This is a genomic window from Micromonospora echinospora (genome assembly GCF_014203425.1).
GTDB lineage: Bacteria > Actinomycetota > Actinomycetes > Mycobacteriales > Micromonosporaceae > Micromonospora > Micromonospora echinospora_A.
The window spans coordinates 1,198,234-1,221,794 of the sequence record NZ_JACHJC010000001.1 but is presented as its reverse complement, the minus strand read 5'-3'; the positions used below and the strand labels follow the sequence as shown (position 1 = coordinate 1,221,794).

25 protein-coding genes and 1 pseudogene are annotated in these 23,561 nt (G+C 71.8%); 8 read left to right on the top strand and 18 right to left on the bottom strand.

The window, feature by feature from the left end:
• Window positions 1-40: 40 nt before the first annotated feature.
• The 6 genes and pseudogenes from FHU28_RS05940 to FHU28_RS05920 form a co-directional block, all read right to left on the bottom strand.
• Window positions 41-1,225: a hypothetical protein gene (locus FHU28_RS05940; RefSeq protein WP_260412851.1), complete on the bottom strand. Its 1,185-nt coding sequence runs from the start codon at window positions 1,223-1,225 to the stop codon at window positions 41-43.
• 34 nt (window positions 1,226-1,259) lie between these two features.
• Window positions 1,260-1,799, bottom strand: a complete 540-nt coding sequence (locus tag FHU28_RS05935; protein ID WP_311773526.1) for a SigE family RNA polymerase sigma factor — start codon at window positions 1,797-1,799, stop codon at window positions 1,260-1,262.
• Between the two features lie 320 nt (window positions 1,800-2,119).
• Window positions 2,120-2,314, bottom strand: a pseudogene (locus tag FHU28_RS33220) (hypothetical protein); the annotation flags it as partial.
• A gap of 757 nt (window positions 2,315-3,071) precedes the next feature.
• Window positions 3,072-3,353, bottom strand: a complete 282-nt coding sequence (locus FHU28_RS05930; protein ID WP_260412850.1) for a hypothetical protein — start codon at window positions 3,351-3,353, stop codon at window positions 3,072-3,074.
• A gap of 367 nt (window positions 3,354-3,720) precedes the next feature.
• On the bottom strand, window positions 3,721-3,924 hold the full coding sequence (gene cspE, locus FHU28_RS05925; protein ID WP_013283833.1) for a transcription antiterminator/RNA stability regulator CspE: 204 nt from the start codon (window positions 3,922-3,924) through the stop codon (window positions 3,721-3,723).
• 589 nt (window positions 3,925-4,513) lie between these two features.
• Window positions 4,514-4,810: a helix-turn-helix domain-containing protein gene (locus FHU28_RS05920; protein WP_184681653.1), complete on the bottom strand. Its 297-nt coding sequence runs from the start codon at window positions 4,808-4,810 to the stop codon at window positions 4,514-4,516.
• Between the two features lie 699 nt (window positions 4,811-5,509).
• Between FHU28_RS05920 and FHU28_RS05915 the strand changes: the two genes are divergently transcribed.
• On the top strand, window positions 5,510-6,001 hold the full coding sequence (locus tag FHU28_RS05915) for a DinB family protein (protein ID WP_221453123.1): 492 nt from the start codon (window positions 5,510-5,512) through the stop codon (window positions 5,999-6,001).
• Window positions 6,002-6,024: 23 nt separating this feature from the next.
• Here the strand turns inward: FHU28_RS05915 and FHU28_RS05910 are convergent, their stop codons facing one another.
• Window positions 6,025-6,594, bottom strand: a complete 570-nt coding sequence (locus FHU28_RS05910) for a nucleotidyltransferase family protein (protein WP_184681651.1) — start codon at window positions 6,592-6,594, stop codon at window positions 6,025-6,027.
• Window positions 6,595-6,608: 14 nt separating this feature from the next.
• Window positions 6,609-7,229: a TetR/AcrR family transcriptional regulator gene (locus tag FHU28_RS05905; RefSeq protein ID WP_184681649.1), complete on the bottom strand. Its 621-nt coding sequence runs from the start codon at window positions 7,227-7,229 to the stop codon at window positions 6,609-6,611.
• 139 nt (window positions 7,230-7,368) lie between these two features.
• On the opposite strand from FHU28_RS05905, the gene FHU28_RS05900 reads away from it, so the two are divergent.
• Complete coding sequence (locus tag FHU28_RS05900) at window positions 7,369-8,055, top strand: SDR family NAD(P)-dependent oxidoreductase (RefSeq protein WP_184681647.1); 687 nt, start codon at window positions 7,369-7,371, stop codon at window positions 8,053-8,055.
• A gap of 31 nt (window positions 8,056-8,086) precedes the next feature.
• Window positions 8,087-8,740 (top strand): NADPH-dependent F420 reductase, encoded by a 654-nt coding sequence (locus tag FHU28_RS05895; protein WP_184681645.1) that lies wholly within the window; start codon window positions 8,087-8,089, stop codon window positions 8,738-8,740.
• Between the two features lie 9 nt (window positions 8,741-8,749).
• On the opposite strand, the gene FHU28_RS05890 is transcribed toward FHU28_RS05895, so the two are convergent.
• Both FHU28_RS05890 and FHU28_RS05885 read right to left on the bottom strand, forming a co-directional pair.
• On the bottom strand, window positions 8,750-8,947 hold the full coding sequence (locus tag FHU28_RS05890) for a hypothetical protein (protein ID WP_184681643.1): 198 nt from the start codon (window positions 8,945-8,947) through the stop codon (window positions 8,750-8,752).
• A gap of 195 nt (window positions 8,948-9,142) precedes the next feature.
• Window positions 9,143-10,516: a glycoside hydrolase family 6 protein gene (locus FHU28_RS05885; RefSeq protein WP_184681641.1), complete on the bottom strand. Its 1,374-nt coding sequence runs from the start codon at window positions 10,514-10,516 to the stop codon at window positions 9,143-9,145.
• 156 nt (window positions 10,517-10,672) lie between these two features.
• Here FHU28_RS05885 and FHU28_RS05880 point away from each other — a divergent pair, with 156 nt between their 5' ends.
• Window positions 10,673-11,947: a GAF domain-containing protein gene (locus FHU28_RS05880; RefSeq protein WP_184681639.1), complete on the top strand. Its 1,275-nt coding sequence runs from the start codon at window positions 10,673-10,675 to the stop codon at window positions 11,945-11,947.
• 5 nt (window positions 11,948-11,952) lie between these two features.
• On the opposite strand, the gene FHU28_RS05875 is transcribed toward FHU28_RS05880, so the two are convergent.
• Both FHU28_RS05875 and FHU28_RS05870 read right to left on the bottom strand, forming a co-directional pair.
• On the bottom strand, window positions 11,953-13,020 hold the full coding sequence (locus FHU28_RS05875) for a DUF2855 family protein (RefSeq protein WP_184681637.1): 1,068 nt from the start codon (window positions 13,018-13,020) through the stop codon (window positions 11,953-11,955).
• Between the two features lie 73 nt (window positions 13,021-13,093).
• Window positions 13,094-13,999 carry an oxidoreductase gene (locus tag FHU28_RS05870; RefSeq protein ID WP_184681635.1) on the bottom strand — a complete coding sequence of 302 codons (906 nt, stop codon included), beginning with the start codon at window positions 13,997-13,999 and terminating at the stop codon, window positions 13,094-13,096.
• A 132-nt stretch (window positions 14,000-14,131) separates the two neighbouring features.
• On the opposite strand from FHU28_RS05870, the gene FHU28_RS05865 reads away from it, so the two are divergent.
• Window positions 14,132-15,013 carry a helix-turn-helix domain-containing protein gene (locus tag FHU28_RS05865; protein ID WP_184681633.1) on the top strand — a complete coding sequence of 294 codons (882 nt, stop codon included), beginning with the start codon at window positions 14,132-14,134 and terminating at the stop codon, window positions 15,011-15,013.
• 15 nt (window positions 15,014-15,028) lie between these two features.
• Here the strand turns inward: FHU28_RS05865 and FHU28_RS05860 are convergent, their stop codons facing one another.
• A complete protein-coding gene (locus FHU28_RS05860; RefSeq protein WP_184681631.1) occupies window positions 15,029-15,505 on the bottom strand; it encodes a TspO/MBR family protein in 477 nt (158 codons plus the stop codon).
• A 170-nt stretch (window positions 15,506-15,675) separates the two neighbouring features.
• On the opposite strand from FHU28_RS05860, the gene FHU28_RS05855 reads away from it, so the two are divergent.
• The 3 genes from FHU28_RS05855 to FHU28_RS05845 all read left to right on the top strand — a co-directional run bounded on the left by FHU28_RS05855 (window position 15,676) and on the right by FHU28_RS05845 (window position 18,365).
• Entirely contained in the window at window positions 15,676-16,839 is a 1,164-nt protein-coding gene (locus tag FHU28_RS05855; protein ID WP_184681629.1) for a peptidoglycan DD-metalloendopeptidase family protein, read from the top strand.
• 167 nt (window positions 16,840-17,006) lie between these two features.
• The gene (locus FHU28_RS05850; protein WP_184681627.1) at window positions 17,007-17,804 is read left to right on the top strand and encodes a S1 family peptidase; all 798 of its coding nucleotides are present in this window, start codon (window positions 17,007-17,009) and stop codon (window positions 17,802-17,804) included.
• A 120-nt stretch (window positions 17,805-17,924) separates the two neighbouring features.
• A complete protein-coding gene (locus FHU28_RS05845) occupies window positions 17,925-18,365 on the top strand; it encodes a hypothetical protein (protein WP_184681625.1) in 441 nt (146 codons plus the stop codon).
• Between the two features lie 7 nt (window positions 18,366-18,372).
• Here the strand turns inward: FHU28_RS05845 and FHU28_RS05840 are convergent, their stop codons facing one another.
• The 5 genes from FHU28_RS05840 to FHU28_RS05820 are packed head-to-tail and all read right to left on the bottom strand — an operon-like array spanning window position 18,373 to window position 23,491.
• A complete protein-coding gene (locus FHU28_RS05840) occupies window positions 18,373-19,083 on the bottom strand; it encodes an ABC transporter ATP-binding protein (protein ID WP_184681622.1) in 711 nt (236 codons plus the stop codon).
• Window positions 19,080-20,048: an ABC transporter ATP-binding protein gene (locus tag FHU28_RS05835; RefSeq protein WP_184681620.1), complete on the bottom strand. Its 969-nt coding sequence runs from the start codon at window positions 20,046-20,048 to the stop codon at window positions 19,080-19,082. The genes FHU28_RS05840 and FHU28_RS05835 overlap by 4 nt, the downstream gene beginning before the upstream one ends.
• On the bottom strand, window positions 20,045-20,911 hold the full coding sequence (locus FHU28_RS05830) for an ABC transporter permease (protein WP_184681617.1): 867 nt from the start codon (window positions 20,909-20,911) through the stop codon (window positions 20,045-20,047). Before FHU28_RS05830 ends, FHU28_RS05835 begins: the two co-directional genes overlap by 4 nt.
• The gene (locus tag FHU28_RS05825; protein ID WP_311773525.1) at window positions 20,904-21,896 is read right to left on the bottom strand and encodes an ABC transporter permease; all 993 of its coding nucleotides are present in this window, start codon (window positions 21,894-21,896) and stop codon (window positions 20,904-20,906) included. Before FHU28_RS05825 ends, FHU28_RS05830 begins: the two co-directional genes overlap by 8 nt.
• Entirely contained in the window at window positions 21,893-23,491 is a 1,599-nt protein-coding gene (locus FHU28_RS05820; RefSeq protein ID WP_184681615.1) for an ABC transporter substrate-binding protein, read from the bottom strand. The genes FHU28_RS05825 and FHU28_RS05820 overlap by 4 nt, the downstream gene beginning before the upstream one ends.
• Window positions 23,492-23,561 lie beyond the last annotated feature (70 nt).

Here is a 23,561-nt window from a genome sequence, read left to right as displayed (position 1 = left end):
GTCCTGCGGAACAGCACCGTCGTGGTGCCGGCGCTGGCCGTCACGGCCGCAGGGCGGTCGCGGCCGGAGTCCAGGTCGACTCGTCCTCGACGTCGGCGACCGTGATCCCCTTGGCGATCTTCTCCAGCTCGGCCCGCGGCAGCTGGTTACCGCGCCCAGCGGCGCTGACCTCGAGGACGACTGTGCCGTCGGCGCTCCAGAACTGGCACCAGCTGTTGGGCAGCGGGCCGTCCCACCCGGGCCGGTCGGGTACGTCGTAGCACTTGGTCACACCGGGCCTCGGCGTCTGGTCCGCGCTGCTACTCGGGATGACGGAGATGTGGAACCCGTCTTTGATGCCGCCCTCGGTCGCGTCGTACGGTGCGGCCAGTCCAGTGGTGGGCGCGGCGGACTTGGTGTACGTCGCGCCGCCGTAGTCGCCGGCGCGGGCGGCGGCGATGCCGCCGAGGCCCGCCGTGGCGTGGGTGCCGATCTGCAACGGCACGTAACCGTCCGGCAGGTAGCCCACCGTGAAGGGCACCAGGGCCGGCGTCGGCCTGCTGGGCTTCAGGCCTTCGACCAGGCCGCCCAGCTCCTCGAAGCTCGGCGTGGCCTTGTCGCCGGAGTACGACGTGACAGCCGCCCAGGCATTCTCGGCGTACTCCCAGGCGAAGAGCTTGTTGCCGCCATCCACCGGGCGCTGCGGGGCAAGGCCGACCGGCAGGGTCGCCTGCACGGCCCTGCGCCCGGCCACGGTGACGTTCGTGCCGTCCTTGATCCTGGCGGGGTCGAAGGCACCGGGCCGGTAGACGGTCAGGTATGCCCAGAGGGCCGGCTTCCCGTTTTCCCTGTTCCGCAAGAACGCGGCGCCCTGCTCCTCCACCTCCTGACGGGTCAGGGGCTTGTCGTTCGAGGTGTGGCCGTCGGAGTAGACGGAGGCGATCTGGTACGCGGTGGATGCGACGATCGGGTCCTGCACATGCAGCGTGCCGGCGTCGTACCCGGTGAAGGTGAAGGTGAACGGCGCGGCGTCGGGCCACTCGGCCCCGGCCGGCTTGGACGCCGCCGCGCCAGCCACGACCGGCGCGGCCGGGGAGCTCTGCTCGGCACCCAGGGTCGGTACCACGAACGCACCGGCGACCACGGCCACGACGAGGCCCGCCGCGCCGGCTGACGCGAATCCGGCCCGGCGGCGGCGCTCAGCCCGCCGCCCTGCCGTGATGATGTCGTCGATGGTGCGGGACATCGGCGGCTCATCGCCCGTTACCGCGTCAACGAGATCATGCAACCGCATGAGTCCACTCCTTTATCGATGGTTCAATGAGATCGGTACGGTCGCCGCCGAGCGACTCGCGCAGCTTCGCCAGGCCACGGGAGACTTGACTCTTGGCCGTGCCCACCGTGCAGTTCAGGACGCTGGCGGTGTCCTCCAGGCTCAGATCCAGGTAGTGCCGGAGCACGACTGCGGCTCGCTGCCGGGGTGGCACCGCGTCGAGCGCCGCCCGCAGGCGCATCCGCTCGTCGGTCGCACCGGCGGGGTCGCACAGCGCGATGTCCGGCATGGCGTCACCGGCCGACCGCTCGCGTCGCCACGGCCGACGGGTCTCGTCGACCGCGGCCCGGTAGACCATGGTCTTGACGTAGAGATCGGGCCGGTCCAGCTTCCGCCAGCGGGGGTAAAGCCTGACCAGAGCGTTGGCCACGGCGTCCTCCGCCGCGTGCCAGTCGCCGCAGGTCACGTACGCCAGCTTGCGCAGTGACGCCATTTCTGACGTCACGAACTCGCGGAATGCTTGCTCGTCTTCGGCTATCAAGTCCACTGCCTCCTCGTGACGGAGGTAGAACGGAACCGCCCACCCGGAAAGTTGCACCGCTCGAAGAAATGGGCGGATCGACAGGATGACCGAGCGGGTTCTACGGTCGCGCCGATGCGCCCTGAAGAGAGCATCGTCGCGGTCGAGCAGGTAGTGGTACCGGGCACTGCGGCTGGCCTCGGTCCGCGACGCGTACGCCGGGATGGTGCCGCAGGCCGCCTGAGCCGGGCGCGACCTGCGGCCGGGAGACCGGCGGGCCGGGCGCGGCAGCCAGCGGCGCTCGGCGGTCGGTTCTCAGGTCCGCCAGATCCCGGACGCGGTGGTCCTCACCGCTGGGCCTCGTCCAGACAGGCGGCGTGCGCCCCGACCAGCAGGGGCAGCGTGACCAGAAACTCGCGCAGCACCTGCCGGGGGTCGTGCTCGCGGGTGTCGCCATCAGCGGAAACACCCGGTACGCGCGGGCGAAGTCCAGCACGTCCGGCGCGATCTTCAGCAGCAGCCGTTCTCCAGGAGCACACCTCGAGTCTCCACGTGACTCAAGTTGATCTTTAGGGGAGGGTGAAGTGGTCGGCGCAATGGGCCCGCGACCACGTACCAGGCCGACGACGTCACCGCCGCCACCTACGAGCACCGCCCTGGTCGAAGACCACATCACGCACACCCCCGACCAGCCGTGGTGTCTGGCCTACCTGGACACCGGCGCCCACGACGTCGTGCTCCCCACGCCCCGAGGGTGTCGCTCCACTGGAACTGGCCGTACGTGCTGGTCGAGGCCGGGCCTGAGCAAGCCCTCACCTGGCGCACCGAAGGTCACATACGCCACCCCACGGAGCGCCACCCGACCTGCTCTCCCCGCCGACCGATCATGGCTGGGCTCCACGCTCTGGGACGACACCGGGACCCGCGTCGGCGGCCCGGAACCGCTGATCCACGCCCTCCAACGAGATCCCCTGGCCATCGCCCGCCGGGTTCGACCCGACGAAGACGCACTGCCACCGGGCCTGACCCGCGAGTGACACCACGCAGGGCTGGCGACGGTCGGGGCAGCCGGGAACCACCGGGTCATTTTTCAGGCAGAGCCGACAGAGCCAGGTGCGCGCACTCTCCTGGGAAGGAACTACTGTGCGCTGCAACGCACCCGGGACGCTCCGTCAGTGGCTGGAGAGTTGACGGTTCCTGGCAGAGCCGCCGATCAACACGGTCCTGCCCTCGTCGCTGCGTCGGAGAGCAGATCGACCGCGTCGAGCTGCGATGTAGCGGCGGCCGTGCGGCGTACGATCAGAATGGTGCGGGTCCGCGGCCTGCCAGCGACATCAATACCTGCGTGGCGAGCAGCTTGCGTATGCCGGTGACGGCGACTGTCCCCACCCGATCGTAGGGCAGCTCCAGTTGCAGCCCCTGGTCTGCGTTGCGAAGGTCTGTCGTGATCTCGTCTGGACGGAACGTGCCGCCCCAGCCGTTGAGTCCTCCGCGCTGGTTGGTACTGAGGGAAGCCATGCCGGAGATGCAGGCGCCGTCGACCAGGATCAGCCTCGCAGGACCGGAGTAGGTCGTCGTCATAGTCATCAATCCTTCAGAATGTAGCGCCGTGCACCCCGGGTCCTGGCTGTCTGACAGTCATCAGGAGGAAAGGCGTCGAGTCCGGCCAAGGTGTGCTCCAACTGGACCGCGGCCGTACGTGCCTCGACCGTCAGGGCGGCGGCGGTGCGGTATTCGGCTCGTGAGGGACAAGGGTCGATGCTTGGCAGGCTAGCGCCCGAGGTCCGAATCGATCCAGGGAGGGAAGCACGGGGGCAATGCTGAGCTGGCTCTACACCGAGGTGGCCGGCCTTCTGCCGATCAGACGATGTTCGCGATGCCGTGGTGAGCGCATGAGACGCCGAACGGCGGCCCGCTGAACCAGTCGGGCCGCCGTTCGGGGTGTGGATCAGAGCGGGCGGATGTTCTCCGCCTGCGGGCCCTTCTGGCCCTGGGTGATGTCGAACTCCACCTTCTGGTTCTCGTCGAGGCTGCGGAAGCCGCTCGCCGAGATCGCGGAGAAGTGGGCGAAGACGTCGGCGCCGCCGTCGTCCGGGCTGATGAAGCCGAAGCCCTTGTCGGCGTTGAACCACTTCACGGTGCCTGTAGTCATGTCTGCTCCTTCGCAGGCTGTTAGAGGCCGCACGGTGCGGACCCTTACGCCGCCGCGTTGATCACCCGCGTCGAAACGACACGAAAAACGAAAAGCGCCTGGATGGGTTTCAGATGCCCCATCAGGCGCCGGAAAACGTCTACGGAAATCAAAACTGCAACACGGCTACCGTAGCACATGATCCGCCGTCGAGGCGATGGCGGTGAGTGGGTCGGGCCACTGAGCTTGCTTCCTGCGGAGGCGCGCCCGGATCCACGCCGTGCTCGGCGACCCGGCGCGCCTGGCGATCGTGGATGCGCCCCCTGGGTGGCGCCGCTCTCCTTTCGACGAGATGCGCGACCTCCTCACCGCCCTCGACGCCCTTAACGCCGATCCGCCACGCGCGGGTACCGGCGGCCGACGGCCGCCTCGGACCGCCGGTCACGAACAGCAACATCCCGGCCGATGGCCGGGATGCGACGAGGCGCGCAAGCAGGAGTACGGGCTACCAGGACCGAGCCGGGGACGGAGGGCTCTCGCTCTGGCGGGCGGCTCATCACCCGACAGCCTCAGCCGGGAGCGGCCGGCCAGTCTGCCGCCGTGGCCCACGCTACTGCTTCTCGTTCTGCCGCAGGGCTTCCTCGAGCTGGTCTTCCAGGATGATGATCCGGCAGGCGGCTTCCAGGGCGGTGCCCTGATCCACCATCTCGCGGGCCCGGGCGGCCAGACGCAACTGGTAGCGGGAGTAGCGGCGGTGCCCGCCGGCAGAGCGGTGCGGGTTGATCAGTTTCGCCTCGTCCAGGCGGCGCAGGAAGTCCTGCGTGGTGCCGAGCATCTCTGCGGCCTGACCGATGGTGTAAGCCGGAGTGTTCTCGTCGCCGAACATGTCATCGGGGTCTCGCCCCATGCAACCTCCATGTCGAGGGCCCCGGCGCACAAGCGCCGGGGCCCAGGGCTAACGGGTCAGAACACCATCTACCGACAGGAAAGTCGGCTTGTCGTATCCGCACCAGCCATCGAAGGCTTCGGGTGCGAGGATCGCATATGCGTGACCGGAGACCACCTCTCGTTCGATGGAAACTGCGGTGTCCGCCGAGCCTGGAAAACGGCTACTGGCGGGCGATCCAACGGTGTACGGCCCTCCCTTTCCTCTGCTACTTCTTACCCTTGCGGTCGTACGGTCCGTCGGCGCCGGAGCCCACGCGACTTCATGGCCCCGACACGTGCGGCGAACATCAGCTGGAGCCCTGAGCAAGCCTTGGCCCCACCTGCGTGCCCCATCGCGCATCACACGCTGGGACTGACGTGCTCTTACTGCCGTTCCAGGCGGAACGAATTCCGCTTCTCACCGTCCGTCGTGACCTCACGGCCGGGCGGCTCCGTCTGCGTCTTGACGGATCTTCTCTCTCGACTCGAAGAAGAGTATTCCACACCGCCGAGGATGTCTAGTCGTTCCGACCTAGATTCTCTGGTCGACCGTCGTCAGGGTCAGCGGCGTGCCCCCAGCAGGCACGTGAGGGCCGCGCCGACAGCTGAGCCCACCGCGCTCCTCATCGAAGATCACAACGATCCCGAAAGTGTCGGCGTCGGCCGTTAGCCTGCCGGCGTGACGAAGATCGATGCAGAGAAGGCCGCGCTGTGCGAGTTCCTCGAATACCAGCGAGCCAGCGTCCGAGCCATCCTGGCTGATCTGGACCCGACCGCCCTGCGAACGTCCGTCCTGCCCTCCGGATGGTCGCCGCTCGGCCTGGTGGAGCACCTCGGTCATGCGGAGCGCCACTGGTTCCAGGAGGTCTTTCGCGGTTCGGTGGAGCCGCTGCCCTGGCCGGACGAGAACACACCGCTCCGCACGTCTCGATCGCCGTCCCAGGTCTTCGACTTCTATCGCGACCAGTGCCAGGTCTCCGACGCGATCATCGCCGCGGCGCCGTTGACGGCGGAACCAGTCAGCCGGCACCCGGAGGAGCCGCTGGCGTCGCAGACCACCGACTTGCGGCGGATTGTTCTGCACGTCATCGAGGAGACCGCCCGGCACGCCGGCCACCTGGATGTCGTGCGCGAACTCATCGACGGGCGCACCGGGCTGGGACCGCGCTGAGCCGGGCCCCATCGAGCGGCGGCTCAGGTCACGACGCGGACGCCGGGCCAGCGTTCGGCGGGGCGGTGACGGGCCAGTCGTTGCCGGGAGACCTCCGGGTCGACCCTTGTCGGGTTGCGTCGCCACACGCCGTCGAGCAGGTCGTCGAGGCCGTGCGGCGCACACACCGCGATCTGGTCGTCCGTGTCGAGGCGTACGGCCACGGCGGTGGCGTACTCGGGCCAGGTGGCGACCGCATCGGCGATGGTGCGCAGCGGGTTCACCGGGCCACCGCCGAACTTGGCGGGATACCAGGTGTGCACGGCTGCCTGGTTCTTCGCCTCCCACCGCGGATCCGACCAGCTCGCCAGCAGCCGCCGGGTGGCCCGGTCGTCGTTGTCGCGGCTCAGGTCCGCCGGGTCGAGGAAGACCACGTCGACGTCGCGCACCGACGAGGGGTCGAACCCGTGGCCGTACCGCTCGCCCCAGACGAGGTCGCGGATGACGCCCGCGCCGATCCAGGCGTCCGGCAGGCCGCAGTCCCGAACGACGCCCAGCGCCCGGATCAGCCATGGGCTGCGCCGAACCAGGTCCCGCAGTTCGTCCTCCCGCATCGGTTCTCCTGAGATCAGGCGGAGGTCGCCGGGCCGGGCGCGAGGTCGAGCACTCGCATCGCGACGTCGACCGAGGCCTGGAGGTCCTCGCGGCTCGCGCCGGCCGCGGCGTGCACGGCGTGGCCCTCGCTGAGCGCCATCACGAACCGGGCGAGTGCCCGGCTGTCGACGCCTTCCGGGAGGTCCCCTTCCTTCGCCGCGCGGGACAGCCGCTCTTCCAGAGCGGTCTCGGTGGCGGCCCGGCCGGCGGCCAGCATCTCGGAGATGCGGGTGTTCTCCGGGGAGCAGGAGAGCCCTCCCTGGATGGAGAGGCAGCCGGCGGGGTGGTCGTCGGCGGTCAGGCCGTCGGCGCTAGCGCGCAGGAAGCTCTCCACGGCCGCGTACGCGGTGGGTTGCTGGAGTGCGGCGCGGGCGTTGGCCAGGTTGGTCTCGTGGTAGCGGGCGAAGGCCCGCCGGAACAGCTCCTCCTTGCTGCCGAAGGTGGCGTACAGGCTCGGCCGGTTGATGCCCATCGCGCTGGTGAGGGAGCTGAGCGACGCGCCTTCGTAACCGTGTCGCCAGAAGACCTCGGCGGCCCGGTCGAGGACCGTCTGCTCGTCGAAGGCCCGCGGTCGTCCCGGTGTCGGAGTGCCCATACGCCCACTCTACCGCTCGGTACAGAAGTGACGCAAAGCACCAACCGATCGGTACAGAAACTTGTTACGGTGATGCCTGTAACCGATCAGTACAAAAATGCGGCAGGGGCCTTGGCCCACCGCGGACCGAGGGAGACGCATGACCGTCACGTTGATCACCGGCGCGAACAAGGGCATCGGTTTCGCGACCGCCAGGCAGCTTCTGGACCTGGGTCACGTCGTCTACCTCGGGGCACGCGACAAGCGGAAGGGCGAGGAAGCCGCAGCGGCGCTCGGCGCGCGGTTCCTGCACCTCGACGTGACCGACGACGCCTCGGTGACCGAGGCCCTGGCGACGATCGACGCGGCCGAGGGCCGGCTCGACGTCCTGGTCAACAACGCGGGCATCGCCGAGAGCGGCGCCGTCGACGGGCCCACCGCCCTGCGGGTGTTCGACACCAACGTGGTCGGGATCATCCGGGTCACCGAGGCGGCACTGCCCCTGCTGCGCAGATCCGCCAACCCCGTGGTGGTCACGGTGTCGAGCAGCGCGGGCTCCTTCTGGGCGACGAACAATCCCGACCGGCCGGAGTTCGATCTGCCGTTCCCGCTCTACTCGGCGTCGAAGGCGGCCGCCACCATGATCACCGTCAAGTACGCGAGGTCTCAGCCGGGCATCAAGTTCAACGCGGTCGAGCCGGGCTTCACCGCCACCGACATGACCGCCGCGCTCGGCGGCGGGAGATCACCGGCCGAGAGCGCCCGGACTGTCGTACGCCTGGCGACGCTCCCCCCGGACGGTCCGACCGGGACGCTCCAGGACGAGTCCGGTCACCTGAACTGGTAGCCACACAACCGACAACTTTGAGGTGGAGACCATGACAACCATCGGCATCATCGGCGCGGGCGAGGTCGGCAGCCAGATCGCACGGGCGGCGATCGCGGCCGGATACGCGGTCGTCATCGCCAACTCGCGAGGGCCCGAAACGTTGGCCGGCCTCGTCGCCGAGCTGGGTCCGTCGGCGCGGGCGGCGTACGCCAGGGATGCCGCGGCGGCGAGCGACTTCGCCGTCGTCGCCGTACCCCTGAAGGTCGTCAACGACATGCCGGCCGAGGAACTCGCGGGCAAAGTCGTCCTGGACACGAACAACTACATGGTCTGGCGCGACGGGCACATCCCGGTCATCGACTCGGGTGAGAAGACGGTCCACGAACTACGTCAGGAACAGCTCCCCACGTCGAAGGTGGCCAAGGCGTTCACCCACATCCAGGCGCCCCGCCTGCTCACCTCCGCCCGGCCTGCCGGCGCCCCTGACCGGCTGGCGCTCTCCGTCTCCAGCAACTTCCCTGAGGCGGTTGCTCTGGTGACGCGGCTGTACGACCAGTTCGGCTTCGACACCGTGGACAACAGCCCGCTGAGCGAATCCTGGCGCACCGGTCCTGGCCAGCCCGCATGGATCCGGCACGCGCACCAGAACCGCGAGGAGCTGGCCCTCAACCTGAGGAGAGCGCGGCGACTCGCGCGGGCGTGATTCTCGGCGTCAGCGCTGGGTGGACTCGCCGGTGCTCTCGCGGGCGGGCCCATCCGCGGCGAACGGGCTGCGCAGGCGGGTCATGGAGGCGGAGCTGATGTCCGCGGCCGGACTGCGCTCCTCGTCGGTGGCCTTGGCCCCCTCGACGCCGAAGGGATTCAGGGCGAATGTCTTGTCGGGCACGTCGTGCTCCAAGGGAATCTGCACGGCAGCACTCGACTCAGTCGTCGCGGCTGGGAAACCGTGGGAAGGGCAGGGGGTCGGCGATCAGCCGTCGGTACCCCGCACCGACAGCCTAACCCCCGCCGGCCGCCTGAGCGAGCCGCGCCGACCAGGAGCACGCGGACGGGCCCGGCGCGGAGGAGCGTTCCTCCGTGCCGGGCCCGCGGGTGTCGTGCGGGGTCAGGCGGCGCAGGTGGCCGTCGCGCCCTGACCGGTGCCGTTGCCCTGGAAGCCGAAGTTGGTCGTCTGCCCGGCGCCCACCTGTCCGTTGTAGCCCACATTCGTGAACCGGACGGTGCCGCTGGTGCCGCTGGCCTGGGCGTTCCAGGTGCCGGTGATCGCGGCGCCGCTGGGCAGCGCGATGGTCACGGTCCAGCCGTTGATGCTCGCCGAGCCGGCGGTGACGTTCACGCTCGCGGTGAAGCCGCCGTTCCACTGGTTGATCGCGACCGACGCGGAGCAGCCGTTACCGGCCGGCGGCGGCGTGGTCGGGGGCGCCGTCGTCGGCGGCGCGGTGGTGGGCGGAGCGGTGGTCGGCGGGTTGGTCGTCGGCGGCGCGGTGGTGGGCGGCGGGTTGGGCGCGCCGTTGGCCAGGCTGAAGGCCAGGTCCGGCTGGAACGAACCGGCCGTGTAACGGCAGCCGTCCGCCTCACCCGGCGGCTTCACCCAGAGGTATGCGTCGATGTTGGCGTCGCCGGTGTTCGTCGTGGGGTACTGCCCGATGCGCCGGTCGGTGTTGTCGTCGGCGCACCAGTCCCCGGCCGCTCCGCCGTTGCGGCTGGTGTCGATGACCTGCCGCTTGCCGGAGATGCCCATGCCGTTGAGGGCGGAGATGACGGCCCGGCCGAAGTTCGCCTCGCTGGACGTGGGGTTGAAGTTCGACACGTTGGTGAAGAACCCGTCGGCGTACTGCACGCCGGCCGCCCGGAGCCGGTTGGCCGTGTCGTTCGCGCTGTTCCAGGTGGAGTGCCCGCCGTCGAGGTACACCTTGGCGTTGGGGTTGCCCGACTTGATGGTCTGGGTCGCCGTGGTGAGCGCCTGGTTGCGGGCGTTCAGCTCGCTGGTGCTCAGGCAGGTCTGCAGGGCGAGCGAGTCGGTCTCCAGGATGATCAGGACCGTCTGGTTGCCGAGCCCGCGGGCGAAGTTGGACACCCAGGTCTGGTACTGGTTGAGGTCCGGCGCGCCACCGGCGCTGGCTCCGCCGCAGTCCCGGTTGGTGATCTCGTACACCGACAGCACCGGAATCTGCTGCGCCGCGTTGGCGGCGCCGATGAAGCTGGAGACCTCGGACTGGATGGTCGACGGGTTGAAGTTGGCGTACCAGCGCGCCTGAGGCTGGCTGGCGATCTTGTCCCGGATGACGGCGGCGCGGGAGTCGCCGGGGTTGGCGGCGACCCAGCGGACCACTGCCGAACTCGGGTCGCGATAGAGCGATCCGGACACGGTGCCGGCGGACGCGCCGCCGACGGCGAGGCCGACGCCGGCGGCGGCGAGGCCCGCTACGGCCGCCACACTGATGGCCGCTGACCTGCGGCGGGCGGAGAGGATAGCCACGACGTGTTTCCTCCTGATCACATCGAAGTATCTAAGTTCATGGGAGCGTTCCCATGGACGGTAACGGAGGCGGGCGTCGATGCCAAGATGTGAACGTCGGCCACTGCCCCGTAATCTGGCAACGATCGACGAAGCGGCGTGGGAGGAAGACCAGGCATGACGGCGCTACCGGGCCAGCATCTGCCCACGCCAACGCCCGCAGACGAGGATCTGCGGACGCTGTTCGGGCAGTCCATCGCCGTCTTCGCGGCGCTTGCCGGGCCGACCCACGTGGTGGAGGCGGCGAACCCGGCGTTCTTCACCGCCATCGGTGAGGAACGCGCACGTACGGGAGTAGCCCTCGCCGAGTTGATGCCGGAACTGGACGGCCAGGGCTTCATCGCCCTGCTGGACGAGGTCTACCGGACGGGCGAGTCCTACACCGGTCACGACGCCCGGATCATGCTGGGTACCGGGTCGCACGCGCGGGAGACGTTCTTCGACTTCACCTACGAGCCGCGCCGCGACGCCGCCGGAACGGTGACCGGGATCCGCGTGATCGGGGTGGAGACCACGCAGGTCAAGCACGCGCAACGGCTGATGGCCGAACACCGCGCCATGTTGGAGCAGATCGCCCGGCGGGCGCCCCTGGCCGCGGTGCTCGACGGGATGGCCCGCTGCATCGAGAACCTCGCGCCGCAGGAGGTCCTCGTCTCCGTCCTGCTCGCCGACGCCGACGGCCGGCACCTGCGCCACGGCGCCGCGCCCAGCCTGCCCGACTTCTACAACGAGGCCATCGACGGGATCGCCACCGGTGAGGGCGTCGGCTCGTGCGGCACCGCCGCGCACCGGCGGGAACCGGTCGTCGTCACCGACATCGCCACCGACCCGTTCTGGGCCGACTTCCGCGATCTGGCCGAGCGGGCCGGGCTCGCCGCCTGCTGGTCCACGCCGATCCTGGCCCGCGACGGCAGCCTGCTCGGCACGTTCGCCATGTACCACCGCACCCCGCGCGTCCCGCGGGACACCGATCTGGCCCTCGCCCGGGTCTTCACCGGCACCGCCGCCCTGGCCATCGAACGTCACCACATCGAACAGGCGAAGTCCGAAGCGGACGCTCGCGCGCGAGCCGCCCACGACGAGCTGGCCCGGGTGGTGCGGGCGGAGCGGGAGCTACGGGCCGAGGCGGAACAGCGCGCCGCCGCCGCCGCGGAACTCACCGCCCGGCTGCGCGCCGCCGCCGCCGCGCAGGCCGCCAGTCCCCGCCCCGAGCAGTGTCAGCTCGGCGGCAGCGACGGCTGCGCCGCACCCGCCGAGATCAAGGTCGCCGACTCGTGGGGTGACTCGGCGTGGGGCTGCCCGGTGCACGTCGAGGAAGCCATCATCAACGTCCGCTCGGTCTTCATCGCCAACGAGGATCTCGGCGGCCTGGCCGCCTACGTCAACCGCTGACGCTCTCAGAGCTGCACCACGTGGCCCACCCGGGGCGGCGTACGACCGGCGAGGACGTCGAGCCAGGCGTCCCGCAGCGCCTCCGGACCGGCGCCGACCCGCACGTCGAGCCATCCGCTCACCACCTGCGAGAACCGTTGCCAGGCGTCGGCGAACCGGTTGTCGAGGCCGTCCCGGCCCCAGTCCTGGCTGCGCTTGCGCATCTGCACCGGCGCGAAGAAGACCTCCTCGGCGGCGTCCGCGTTCGGCGTCTGCTGGGTCAGGCCGACGGCGATGTCCCGGACGAGCCGGTCGCCGAGGTGGGCTCGCAGGGCGGACCGGTGCGCCGGCGCGCCGGACAGGTCGAGGTAGACGGTCGGTACGGCGTCGAGCGCCGCGATGTCGTCGTACGTGAGGACGTCGTCGTAACAGCCGAGCGACCGGGTGAAGGCGAGATTGCCGGGCGAGGTGAGCCCGATCAGGCGGGGGCCGAGTCCGTGCAGCTCGAACGCGGCGGCGTACGCCGTCTTGCTCGACGCCGACGACAGCACAAGCGATTCCGCGCCGTACCAGTCGTTGTCGACGACCTGGTCGGCGAGCATGAACGAGGTGAAGAACAGCGGCCGGAACAGGATCAGCAGGTCCTCCTGCTCCGCCCGGTACGCGGGGTCGCCCGTGGTCGACCGGTAGGAGTTGTACGGCGAGGGCAGCCCGGCCCGGTGCGGGCTCGCGTCCCGGAAGCCGGACCCGTCCACCCGCTCCGGGCGTACCACCAGGTGGCCGGCGGGCGGCAGGTAGCCGTAGACCCGCAGGCCCGGCTCGACGCCGGCCACTGTGGACGAGGTGACCTCGGCGAAGCCCCACAGTGGCGGAAGCCCCCACTGCCGGTCGAGCCCGCGCGGCTCGGGCGGGAAGAACTCCCAGTAGCGCATCGCCTCGCCGAGCACCGCGTACGTCACGTTGTTGGCGGTCAGGCCGACCCGGTCCACGCGCAGCAGCGCCTCCCCGTCGGCGAGGGCGGGCACCGCGCCGTCGGCGAGCGTGGTGCGGGCGAGGTCGGCACGGGCCACAGCGAACGTCCACGAGTCAGCCATGGCCTGACGCTAGGCAGCGGCGAAACCGGAGACAAGTGCACTGGGAGTGCAAAATCCCACTCGCGCCGCCGGTTCAGAGGTAACTGACACCGGTCAGCTCCGCCGCCGCCGCCCAGAGCCGCCTGCCGACGGCCGGGTCGGCGGCCTGCCGGCTGAGCCGCGCCTCGGTGACCGGGCCCCAGGTCTCGAAGAGCCGGGACGGGCCGAAGAACTGGCCGCCACGCACGTCCGGGTCGGTCGCGGCCCGCAACTGCGGCAACACGCCCCGCTCGACCGGCTGGGTGGCGAGCAGACCGAGCCGCCCGATCAGCCGTCCGAGCCGGCCCCGGTGTTCCCAGGCACGCGGCGTGAGGTTGCTGCGGGTGAGACCGGGATGCGCCAGCGCGCTGACGATCGGCGACCCGGCCGAGCGCAGACGGCGGTCCAGCTCGACGCCGAAGACGGTGGTGGCGAGCTTCGACCGGCCGTACGCGGCGGAGGCCCGGTAGTCGCGCTCGGACATCAGGTCGCCGAAGTCGAGCCGCGCGTTGCGGTGGGTGAGGGAGCTGAGGCTCACCACCCGCGCCGCCCGCGCCCCGGCGAGCGCGTCCAGCAGCAGGCCGGTCAGCGCATAGGGGCCCAGCATGTTGGTGGCGAACTGCAGCTCGAAGCCGTCGGCGGAGGTACGGCGCGGGCCGAGCAGCACCACACCGGCGTTGTTGACCAGCAGGTCGATCGTCGGGTGGTCGGCGGTCAGCTTCGCGGCGAACGCGCGTACCGAATCGAGGCGGGCCAGGTCCAGCTCGCGTACCTCGGTGTCGCCGCCCATGCGGCGGGCGGCCTCCCGGCCGGCGGCGGTGTTCCGCACGGCCAGCACGACGTGGGCGCCGTGGCGGGCCAGTTCGGTGGCGGTGACCAGGCCGAGGCCCGAGTTCGCGCCGGTCACGACGGCGACCCGGCCGCGCTGGTCGGGGATGCGGTCGGTGGTCCATCCGGTCATCTGCTGCTCCTCGGGTGCGGGGTTCGCGTCGAGCGATGACGCTAGGAGCGGTCCGGCCGGTCTCGGTCGTTCGCGGTTGCCTAGGTCCGCGGGACCTACCCTGGGTGGGCGGCGTCGCGGCAGACTGGCGGCATGAGCAGCCCGCATCCGTACGCACGCGAGCTGGGCGCGTTCCTGCGCGCCCGGCGTGGCCGGCTGCGCCCGCGCGACGTCGGCCTGGAGCCGGGCGGCCGGCGCAAGGTGACCGGCCTGCGGCGTGAGGAACTGGCCCTGCTGGCCGGGCTGAGCACCGACTACTACCAGCGGATGGAGCAGGGCCGGGAGGTACGCCCCTCCGACGACGTGCTGGACGCGCTCGCCGGCGCCCTCGCTCTCGACGACACCGAACGCCGCCACCTGTTCACGCTGGCCCGGGCCGCCCGCCGGCCGATGCCGACCCGCGTCGACCACGGGCCGGAGCGGGTACCGGACAGCACCCGACGGCTGCTGCGGGTGATGGACACCCCGGCTGTGGTCCTCGGCCGGCACCTGGATCTGCTCGACTGGAACCCGATGGCGCAGGCGCTGCTCGGTGACCCGGCCGACCATCCGCCCGGCCGGCTCAACATGCTCCTGTTGCTGTTCGACGACGCGCTGACCGGGGGACGCAGCTGCCCGGACTGGGAGCGGCAGGCGCTGGAGTACATCGGCATGCTGCGCGCCGCCGTCGCCGACGACCCCACGCATCCTCGCGCCACCGCGATCGTCGGCGAGTTGAGCATCCGCAGCGCGGAGTTCCGGCGGCTGTGGGCACGGCACGACGTCCGCGCGTCGGTCAGCGGCACCAAGACGTTCCGGGTGCCCGGACTGGGCGACATCGTCCTGGACTGGGACACCTATCCGCTGCCGGGCAGTCCCGGCCCGGTCGTGCTCGTCTTCACCGCCGAGCCGGGCAGCCCGGACGCGGACCGGCTGCGACTCCTGGCGTCGTGGCGCGCGACCGGTCCGGCGTCCGCCGACGACCACCGGGCCTGATCAGGCGAACGCCGGTCATCGTCCCCGGTTGAGGCCGACGATCGCGCCGTTGAGGGCGGTGGCGAAGAGGGTCCACGCGACGTACGGGGCGAGCGCCGCGCCGGCGGGACGGTCGGTGCGCGCCGCGCGGCGCAGCAGCACCAGGTTGGAGGCGTTGAGCGCGGCGATCCCGGCCAGCGCGGCACCGGGCTTGCGGGCGCCGAAGAACAGGGCGCTCCAGCCCGCGTTGAGCGCCAGGTTGAGCGCGTAGCCGCGGGCGAAGGCAGCGCGTTCGGGCCCTTCGGAGCGGTCCAGCGTCCGGGCGCCGGTCAGCGCGATCAGCCCGTACAACGGGGTCCAGACCAGGGGGAACGCGGCCGACGGCGGCTGCCAGGCGGGCTTGCGCAGGCGGCGGTACCAGCGCGTCGAGGTGCCGGTGGAGGTGGCGGCGGCGCCCGCGGCGGCGGTCGCGGTGACTGCTGCCGCGGTCTTGACCAGGGTCGGTACTCGCATGCCGCTCAGCTACCCGGCCAGCGGCGGATCAACCCCGCCGCCACCGGAAGATCCACTTCCGGATACGCCCCGATGCACAGATCCTTCACCATCACGCGGAGAGTTGTAGACAACTTTCATCGGTGTCGATAGCCTCTCAATCCAGTGACACATGTCGATAAGGAGGCTCCATGCGACGGCTCATGCTCTCCTGCGCCCTGGCGGCGACCGCCGCCTGGGCGGTGGCCCCGGCACCCGCCACTGCCGCTCCTCGCGCGACACCGGAACCCGTCGCCGACGCCGTGACCGCGAAGCTTCTCGGCTCAGCGGACGCGGCCAACGCCCGCGCGGCGGGCGCGGAGCGGACCCGGATCAGCGTCACCCGCACGAACGGACGGTGGGCCTTCGGCACCGCGGTGCTGCTGGCGGACCGGTCCGCGGACGCGCACCCCACCGGTTCGGTCTTCCTCGCCCGGGCCGACGCCAAGGGCTGGACCGTCGCGTTCGACGGGGAGGCCGCGTTCGGCGACCTGGCCACCGCGTCGCCGCTGGTGAGCGAGACCGAGAAGGCCGTCTTCACCACTCCGGTCGCACCGCTGCTCGCGGGCGGAGACTTCCGCACCGGCATGGCGCTGCCGTTCGCGGTCGGGCAGACGTGGACGCTCACCTCCGGGCCGCACGGCTGGGGCGGCGCCGCCGCGCCGTGGAGTTCGGTCGACCTCGCCGGTGGCGACCAGGTCGTCCGCGCCGCCCGGGCCGGCACCGCGTACACGATGTGCACCGGATGGATCCGGGTCATCCACGACCGGGGCTACTCGACCGACTACTACCACCTGTGGAACAGCATCTCCGTCAACGGCGCGGGCGTCGCCCAGGGCACGGTCCTGGGCAACACCGGCACCGACGTCACCTGCGGCGGCTCCGCCAGCGGCCGGCACGTGCACTTCGGGCTGCGGCAGAACTCGGCGTACGTCCCGATCGCCGGGCACGGCATCGGCAAGTGGGACTTCGTCAGCGGCGCTGCGGCGTACCAGGGCGGCGCCCGGCACGGGTCCGCCTACGCCGGCGGCGGTGGCGGCGTCTACAACTACGGCGCGCTCGGCTTCAACCAGGGGGTCGTCGACGCCAACGGCGGCGGCACGCTGACCCGGCGCTCCGGCCCCGGCACCGGGTACGGCGCCCTCGGGTCGGTGGCCGACGGCGCCACCGTCACCATCTCCTGCTCCGCCAACGGCACCTCGCACACCGGCCGCTACGGCACCACCGCGCTGTGGGACCGGCTCAGCGACGGCAGCTGGGTGTCCGACGCCTACCTCTCCACCGGCGTCAACGGGCCGATAAACGGTTGGTGCTGACCGTACGGTCCGCGCGTGCCGGTGCCCGGAAACGGCACCGGCACGCGCAGCGTATGACGCAGACGGGATGCACGTATCCATTGCCGTACATCAATATCTGCCAATAGGCTCCCTGCCACGGCGTGCGGCCCCGGCGGGCGGCACACAGTCGATGTCTGGAGGGGACCATGGTCCGTTGGCGTAGATTTGTCGGCCGGTTGGCGGCCGTCTTGGCAGTCGTCACCGCGGGAGCGGTCACCGTGACCGCGCCGGCCACGGCGGCGCCGGCCGGGGACATGACGCCGTACGTCGTCGGCGGCACCCGGGCCGCGCAGGGCGAATTCCCGTTCATGGTCCGGCTCTCGATGGGCTGCGGAGGCGCGCTCTACAGCCCGCGACTGGTCCTCACCGCCGCGCACTGCGTCGGCCGCACCGGGTCCAACACCAGCATCACCGCCACGCTGGGCGTGGTGGACCTCCAGTCCTCCAGCCGGATCCAGGTCCGCTCCAACTACGTCTACCGGGCCCCCGGTTACAACGGCAACGGCGACGACTGGGCGCTGATCCGGCTCGCCAGCCCGGTCACCTCGCTCACCACCCTCAAGATCGCCACCACCACGGCGTACGACAGCGGCACGTTCACGGTGGCCGGCTGGGGCGCCGCGCGGGAGGGCGGCGCGCAGCAGCGCTACCTGCTCAAGGCCAGCGTGCCGTTCGTCGACGACACCACCTGCAACCGCTACTACGGCGGCGACGTCATCCCCAGCGAGGAGATCTGCGCCGGTTACGCCAGCGGCGGTGTCGACACCTGCCAGGGTGACTCCGGTGGCCCGATGTTCCGCCGGGACGCCGCAGGCGCCTGGATCCAGGTGGGCATCGTGAGCTGGGGCAACGGCTGCGCCCGCCCCAACTACCCCGGCGTCTACACCCAGGTCAGCACGTTCGCCTCGGCGATCCAGTCCGCCGCCGCGAGTCTGGGCGGCTGACACAGCACGGGTGGTGGCCCGGTCGCGGCACAGCGGCCGGGCCACCGCCACGTCCGTACGTCCGGTCCGCGGAACCGCCACCGTGCGCGTGGATCATGATTACTGCTACCTTCCGGACGCATGGACGACTCCCCTCGCTGGTACCGCCCGGCCCCCGACGTGCCTCTCCTGGTCGGCAGCGCCACCGCGCTGCTCGGCTACCTGATCCCGTGGTTCCGCGCCAGCCGCCGCCACCAGTGGTCGTACTCGGGCTGGACCTACCTGGAGGCCGAGGGCGGCTGGACCTGGCTGGTCGTGGTGTCCCTGGGAATCGCCGTCCTCGCCGGCCTCTGGGCCGGGCGGAGCCTGGCGTGCGCCAAGCTCGCGGTCGGCGCGGCGGTGGCCGGGATGTTCCTCGCCAGTGCGGTGGTCGCGGTGAGCCTGAGCATGCTGCCGGAGCGCGACAGCATCAACTGGGTCGGTGAACTGCCCTTCGAGATGGGGATGCCGCTCATGGCGGTCGGATTCGGGACCGTCGTCGCCCGGGCGCTGGGCACCGTACGCCGCCCGGTGCAGGAGTGACGCGACGTCACGCCGCCGGCAGGTCAACCACCCGGGTGGCCCAGCGGGCCATCAGCGCCGGATCATGGGTGATGACCAGGACCCCGGCGCCCTGCCGGCGCTGGTAGTCGCCGATGACGGCGGCGACGTGCGCCTGCGTGGAGGCGTCGAGCATCGCTGTCGCCTCGTCGCAGAGCAGGTAGTCCGGCCGGTGGACCAGGGCGCGGGCGAGGCAGGCGCGTTGCAGTTGCCCGTCGCTGACCGCGTGCGGACGGCGGGTCAGCAGGTCGGGAGTCAGTCCGACCAGGTCGGCCAGCTCCGCCGCGCGGACGGCGGCCTGCTCGCGCGGTGTGCCGGTGGCACGTAGCGGCTCGGCGACGATGTCGGCGAGGCTGAGCCGCGGGTCGGTGGCGGCACGCGGGCTCTGGAACAGGATCGCCACGCGGGTGCGCAGTTCCGCCGGCAGGCGATGGCGGACGCCGTCGAGCGGTTGCCCGTCGATCGTGACGTGCCCGCTGTCCGGGGCGTGCAGCAGGGCGAGGACGCGGGCGAGCGTGGACTTGCCGCTGCCCGAAGGTCCGCGCAGCCCGACCGTCTCACCGGGAGCGATGCGCAGGTCGACCCGGTCGAGAACGCGCTCCCTGCCGTACGCGACGGAGACCCGGCACGCGGCGAGCCCGCCGGCCGGCGCGGCGCCCGGGGCGGCGGCGTCGGTCGCGCCGGGAGCGGTGAGCGTCATGCCGGTACTCCCTCGCGCAGCGGGTGGTGACAGGCGACCCGGCCCGCGCCGTCGGCACCGAGGCGGGGCGGGGTCGCGCAGGTGTCGGTGGCGCGGACGCAGCGGGGGGCGAAGGCGCAGCCACCGGGCAGGTCGGTGAGCGCCGGCGGGTGGCCCGGCACCGGAACGAACGCACGGTCGGGCAGCGCGTCGAGCAGCCCGGCGGTGTACGGGTGGGCCGGGTCGTCGAACAGCGCCTCGGCCGGGCGGTGTTCGACGATGCGGCTGGCGTACATGACGGCCACTGTGTCCGCGACGCGGCGCGCGGCGGCCAGGTCGTGCGTGATGAGCAGGACCGCCGCGCCGGTGTCGCAGCGGCGGCGCAGCAGGTCGAGCGTGTGGTCGACGAGCGGCCGGTCGAGGCCGGTGGTGGGTTCGTCGGCGAGCAGCACCGGCGGGTCGGGCGCGAGGGCGAGCGCGGTGGCGAGCCGCTGCGCCATGCCGCCGGACAGCTCGTGCGGGTACCGGTTGAGGTCGGCCGGGTCGAGACCGACGTCGGCGGCGATCCGGTCGGCGGCGGCCGGCGCGTCGCGGCGGGTGTGTCCGTGGGCGCGCAGCGTCTCCTCCAGCAGCTTCCGCCCGGTACGCACGGGGGTGAGCGCGGTGGCGGGGCTCTGCGGGACCAGGCCGACGCCCCGGCCGCGTACGTGCCGGGCGAGGTGCCGCTCCCCCGCGCCGATCAGGTCGACCTCGTCGCGCCCCGGCGCTTGCAGGCGGGCCTGCCCGGTGACTGTGGCGTTGCGCGGCAGCAGGCCGAGCAGGGCGTGCGCGAGGACGGACTTGCCGCACCCGGACTCGCCGACCACCGCCAGCAGCTCGCCGGGCCGCAGCGTGAGGCTCAGGTCGCTGACGGCGTGCACGAGCGCGTCGCGCAGCCGGAAGCGGACGGTCAGCCCGTCGACTGTCAGCAGCGCCGGGGGGGTCACAGGTGCAGCTCCGCCCGTACGCGCGGGTCGAGGCGGTCGCGCCACCGTCCGGTGAGCACGGCGAGCGCCAGCGTGGCCGCCACGAGCAGGAGGCCGGGGACGATGCTGGCCCACCAGGCGCCGGTGAGCAGCGACCGCTGCCCATCGTTGATCATGTTGCCGATCGAGGCCAGGTGCGGCGGCAGGCCGAGGCCGAGGAACGACAGCGCGGTCTCGTGCCAGACGGCGTGCGGCACCATGAGCGTGGTCGCCAGCGCCAGGCGCGGCAGCACGTGCGGCAGCAGGTGCCGGGTGAGCACCCGGGCCCGGCTCGCGCCGCCGGAGATCGCGGCGTCCACGAACGGCCGGTTGCGCAGGCTGAGCAGCTCGGAGCGGACGATCCGGGCGGTGGACAGCCAGTGCGTCAACGCGATGGACGCGATCACCGCGCCCAGGCTGGGACGCAGCATCGCCACCACGAAGATGCCCAGCAGCAGGTGCGGCAGCGCGGCGACGGTGTCCACGACGCGCATGAGCGCCCGGTCGACCCAGCCGCCGACGCTCCCGGCGAGCGCGCCGACCAGGCCGCCGATGACGGCCGCGACGAGCGCGGCGACCGCGCCGACGAGCAGCGAGACGCGCAGGCCGTAGAGGCTGCGCAGCGCGACGTCGCGGCCGAGGTCGTCGGTGCCGGCCAGGTTCTCCGGCGAGGGCGCGAGCCGGGTACGGGAGAGGTCGACGGCGCTCTGGTCCAGCGGCCACAGGACCGGGGCGAGCAGCGCGGCTGCGACGACACCGGCGAGCACGACGACGGCGACTGTCGTGCCGGCGCGGACGGGACGGCGCAGGCGCCGTACGCGCGCGGGGAGGGCGAGATCAGTCATCGAGGCGTACCCGGGGGTCGGCGGCGGCGTAGGCGAGGTCGGTGAGGAGGTTCGCGGTCAGCACCACGACGGCGGTGGCCAGGGTCGTGGCCGCGAGCAGCGGGAAGTCGGCGCCCAGCGCCGCCTCGACGGTGACCGCGCCGAGCCCGGGCAGGGAGAACACGGTCTCCACCAGGACCGCGCCGCCGACGAGTTCGGGCAGGTGCGTGCCGACCAGGGTGAGGAACGGCAGCAGCGCGGTACGCAGCGCGTGTCCGAACAGGACGACCCGGCCGGGCAGCCCTCGGGCGCGCGCGGCCAGGACGTGGTCGTCGCGCAGGCTCTCGGCGACCGCGTCGCGGACGAACAGGACGAACCACGGGGCCTGGGAGATCGCCAGCACTGTCACCGGCAGCACCAGGTGCCGGGCCACGTCGGCCGGGTCGGTGCCGGTGGCGGTGATGTCGGTGAGCCCGCCGGCGGGCAGCCAGCCGAGGCTGAGGGCGAACACGGCGATCGCCGCGAGGCCGATCCAGAACACCGGCATGGACTGCACGGCGTACGCGACGGCGCGCAGCGCCCTGTCGAACCAGCCACCCCGCCGGTACGCGGCCAGCGTGCCCAGCAGCACGCTCGCCACCAGCACCAGGGCCAGCGCGGTGCCGACGAGCAGCAGCGTCCACCCGGCCCGGGACGCGAGCACCGAGGTGACCGGCTCGTGCCGGCTGGTCGACCAGCCCAGGTCGCCGCGCAGCAGGTTGCCGACCCAGCGGGCGTACTGCACCGGCAGCGGGTCGTCGACGCCCCAGTTGGCGCGGATCTGCGCGAGGTTCTCCTCGCTGGTGGTGAACGCCGCCGCGCCCGCGTACTGCTGGGCCGGGTCGATCGGGGAGGCGGCGCCGAGGGCGAACATGCCCATGCTGGTCGCGGCCAGCACCGGTACGGCGACCAGCAGCCGCCGCCGGACCACGGTGCCGGCCCCGGCGAGCCGCCGCCGTCCGGTCACGATTTCTTCGTCCAGGTGTGCACGTTCCACCAGATGCTGTTGGCGACGTCGTGCTCGTGCGGCTCGACCCGCGGCGTCACCCCGGTCACGGCGTCCTTCAGCACGTAGGTGTGCTGGAGGTAGGTGAGGAACACCCACGGCACGTCGGCGGCGAGCTGCTTCTGGAACGTCGCGTACGCGGCCTTGCGGGCAGCCGCGTCGGCGTTGTCCCGGCCGTCCCGCAACGCGGCGTCGGTGACCGCCGAGCGGTACGAGCCAGGGTTGAAGAAGCCCTGCCCGGCGAAGGCCGAGCTGAACAGCTTGTAGGAGACGAAGTCCGGGTCGTACGGCGTGCCGTAGCCCATGATCAGGGCGTCGTTCCCCATCCGAGGGGTGATCGCGTCCCAGGTCAGGCCCTCCGGCGTGACCTTGATGCCGGCCTTTTTCGCGTCGGCGGTGACGGCCAGGGCCAGTTCCTTGCGGAGGCTGTCGGTGGCCGGGTACATGAGCGTGAACGCGGCCGTACGCCCGTCCTTGACCCGGATGCCGTCCGGGCCGGGCTTCCACCCGGCGGCGTCCAGCGACGCCGCCGCTCCGGCGATGTCGGCGGCCGGCTTGCCCTTGATCGACGGCTCGGCGTATTCCGAGGTGGGCGGCACGGGCCCGAACGCGGGCTCGCCCGCACCGCCGAGCACGCCGGTCACCATGGCCTGCCGGTCCACCGCGACGTTCAGCGCCCGCCGGATCGCGAGGTCGCCGGTGACCGGGTTGCCCATCGGCAGCATGACGCCGCGGTAGTCGGCGGTCGGCACCTTGTGCACCCGGTAGCCGTTGCGGCCCTCGAACCCGGACGCGAGCTTCGGCGCCAGCTCTGCCGCGTCGAACTCGCCGGCCCGCATCCGCTGGGCCCGCACGTTGTCGTCGGCGACGAACGCCACCACCACGCCCGAGTTCGCCGGCTTGCCGCCCCAGTACGTCTCGTTGGCCGCGAGCACGAGCCGGTCACCCGGCGTCCAGGACGTGACCCGGTACGGGCCGGTACCGACCGGCTTGCGGTTGAAGCCGGCCTTGTTGACGTCCTGCCCGGCGAACGCCTTCGCCGGAACGATCCCCAGCGCCAGCCGTTGCAGGAACGGCGCGTACGCGTACTTCAGCGTGAACACGACTGTCGCCGGGTCCGGCGCGGTGACGGAGACGAGCATGTCCAGATCGGAGCGCAGCGTCGAGTCGACAGTCGGGTCGAGCACCGCCTGGTAGGTGAACGCCACGTCCTGGGCGGTCAGCGGGCTGCCGTCGTGGAACAGCACGCCCTCGCGCAGCTTCGCGGTGACCGTCTTCCCGTCCGCGGAGACGGTGGGCAGCTCGCGGGCCAGGGCGGGCACCAGCTCGTTGCGGGCGTCCCGGGCGACCAGCCCGTCGAAGATCAGCGAAGCGCCGTCGACGCCGTAGTTGAGCACCGGGTTGAGCGTGTCCGGCTCGCCCGCGGTGGCGACCACGAGCGTGCCGGCGTTGCCCGTGCCGCCCGGCGAGGCCGTCGGCGACGAGCAGCCCGCGACGGCGAGCAGGGCGGCGGCGAGCGTCGCGGCCACGCGTACGGGCTTGGGCTTGAGCGCCACCGGCAACCCCTCGAACTCGTCCTCGGTAGCGGCCGGGCGGGCGCTCCGGCGAAGATCAGATCATCGCGTG

What these genes read in the sequence shown, in the direction of transcription:
- FHU28_RS05940 (WP_260412851.1), bottom strand. Translation starts at nt 1,225, where the DNA reads ATGTCCCGCACCATCGACGACATCATCACGGCAGGGCGGCGGGCTGAG.
- FHU28_RS05930 (WP_260412850.1), bottom strand. Translation starts at nt 3,353, where the DNA reads ATGACGACGACCTACTCCGGTCCTGCGAGGCTGATCCTGGTCGACGGC.
- cspE (WP_013283833.1), bottom strand. Translation starts at nt 3,924, where the DNA reads ATGACTACAGGCACCGTGAAGTGGTTCAACGCCGACAAGGGCTTCGGC.
- FHU28_RS05920 (WP_184681653.1), bottom strand. Translation starts at nt 4,810, where the DNA reads ATGGGGCGAGACCCCGATGACATGTTCGGCGACGAGAACACTCCGGCT.
- FHU28_RS05910 (WP_184681651.1), bottom strand. Translation starts at nt 6,594, where the DNA reads ATGCGGGAGGACGAACTGCGGGACCTGGTTCGGCGCAGCCCATGGCTG.
- FHU28_RS05905 (WP_184681649.1), bottom strand. Translation starts at nt 7,229, where the DNA reads ATGGGCACTCCGACACCGGGACGACCGCGGGCCTTCGACGAGCAGACG.
- FHU28_RS05900 (WP_184681647.1), top strand. Translation starts at nt 7,369, where the DNA reads ATGACCGTCACGTTGATCACCGGCGCGAACAAGGGCATCGGTTTCGCG.
- FHU28_RS05895 (WP_184681645.1), top strand. Translation starts at nt 8,087, where the DNA reads ATGACAACCATCGGCATCATCGGCGCGGGCGAGGTCGGCAGCCAGATC.
- FHU28_RS05880 (WP_184681639.1), top strand. Translation starts at nt 10,673, where the DNA reads ATGACGGCGCTACCGGGCCAGCATCTGCCCACGCCAACGCCCGCAGAC.
- FHU28_RS05875 (WP_184681637.1), bottom strand. Translation starts at nt 13,020, where the DNA reads ATGGCTGACTCGTGGACGTTCGCTGTGGCCCGTGCCGACCTCGCCCGC.
- FHU28_RS05870 (WP_184681635.1), bottom strand. Translation starts at nt 13,999, where the DNA reads ATGACCGGATGGACCACCGACCGCATCCCCGACCAGCGCGGCCGGGTC.
- FHU28_RS05865 (WP_184681633.1), top strand. Translation starts at nt 14,132, where the DNA reads ATGAGCAGCCCGCATCCGTACGCACGCGAGCTGGGCGCGTTCCTGCGC.
- FHU28_RS05860 (WP_184681631.1), bottom strand. Translation starts at nt 15,505, where the DNA reads ATGCGAGTACCGACCCTGGTCAAGACCGCGGCAGCAGTCACCGCGACC.
- FHU28_RS05855 (WP_184681629.1), top strand. Translation starts at nt 15,676, where the DNA reads ATGCGACGGCTCATGCTCTCCTGCGCCCTGGCGGCGACCGCCGCCTGG.
- FHU28_RS05850 (WP_184681627.1), top strand. Translation starts at nt 17,007, where the DNA reads ATGGTCCGTTGGCGTAGATTTGTCGGCCGGTTGGCGGCCGTCTTGGCA.
- FHU28_RS05845 (WP_184681625.1), top strand. Translation starts at nt 17,925, where the DNA reads ATGGACGACTCCCCTCGCTGGTACCGCCCGGCCCCCGACGTGCCTCTC.
- FHU28_RS05840 (WP_184681622.1), bottom strand. Translation starts at nt 19,083, where the DNA reads ATGACGCTCACCGCTCCCGGCGCGACCGACGCCGCCGCCCCGGGCGCC.
- FHU28_RS05830 (WP_184681617.1), bottom strand. Translation starts at nt 20,911, where the DNA reads ATGACTGATCTCGCCCTCCCCGCGCGCGTACGGCGCCTGCGCCGTCCC.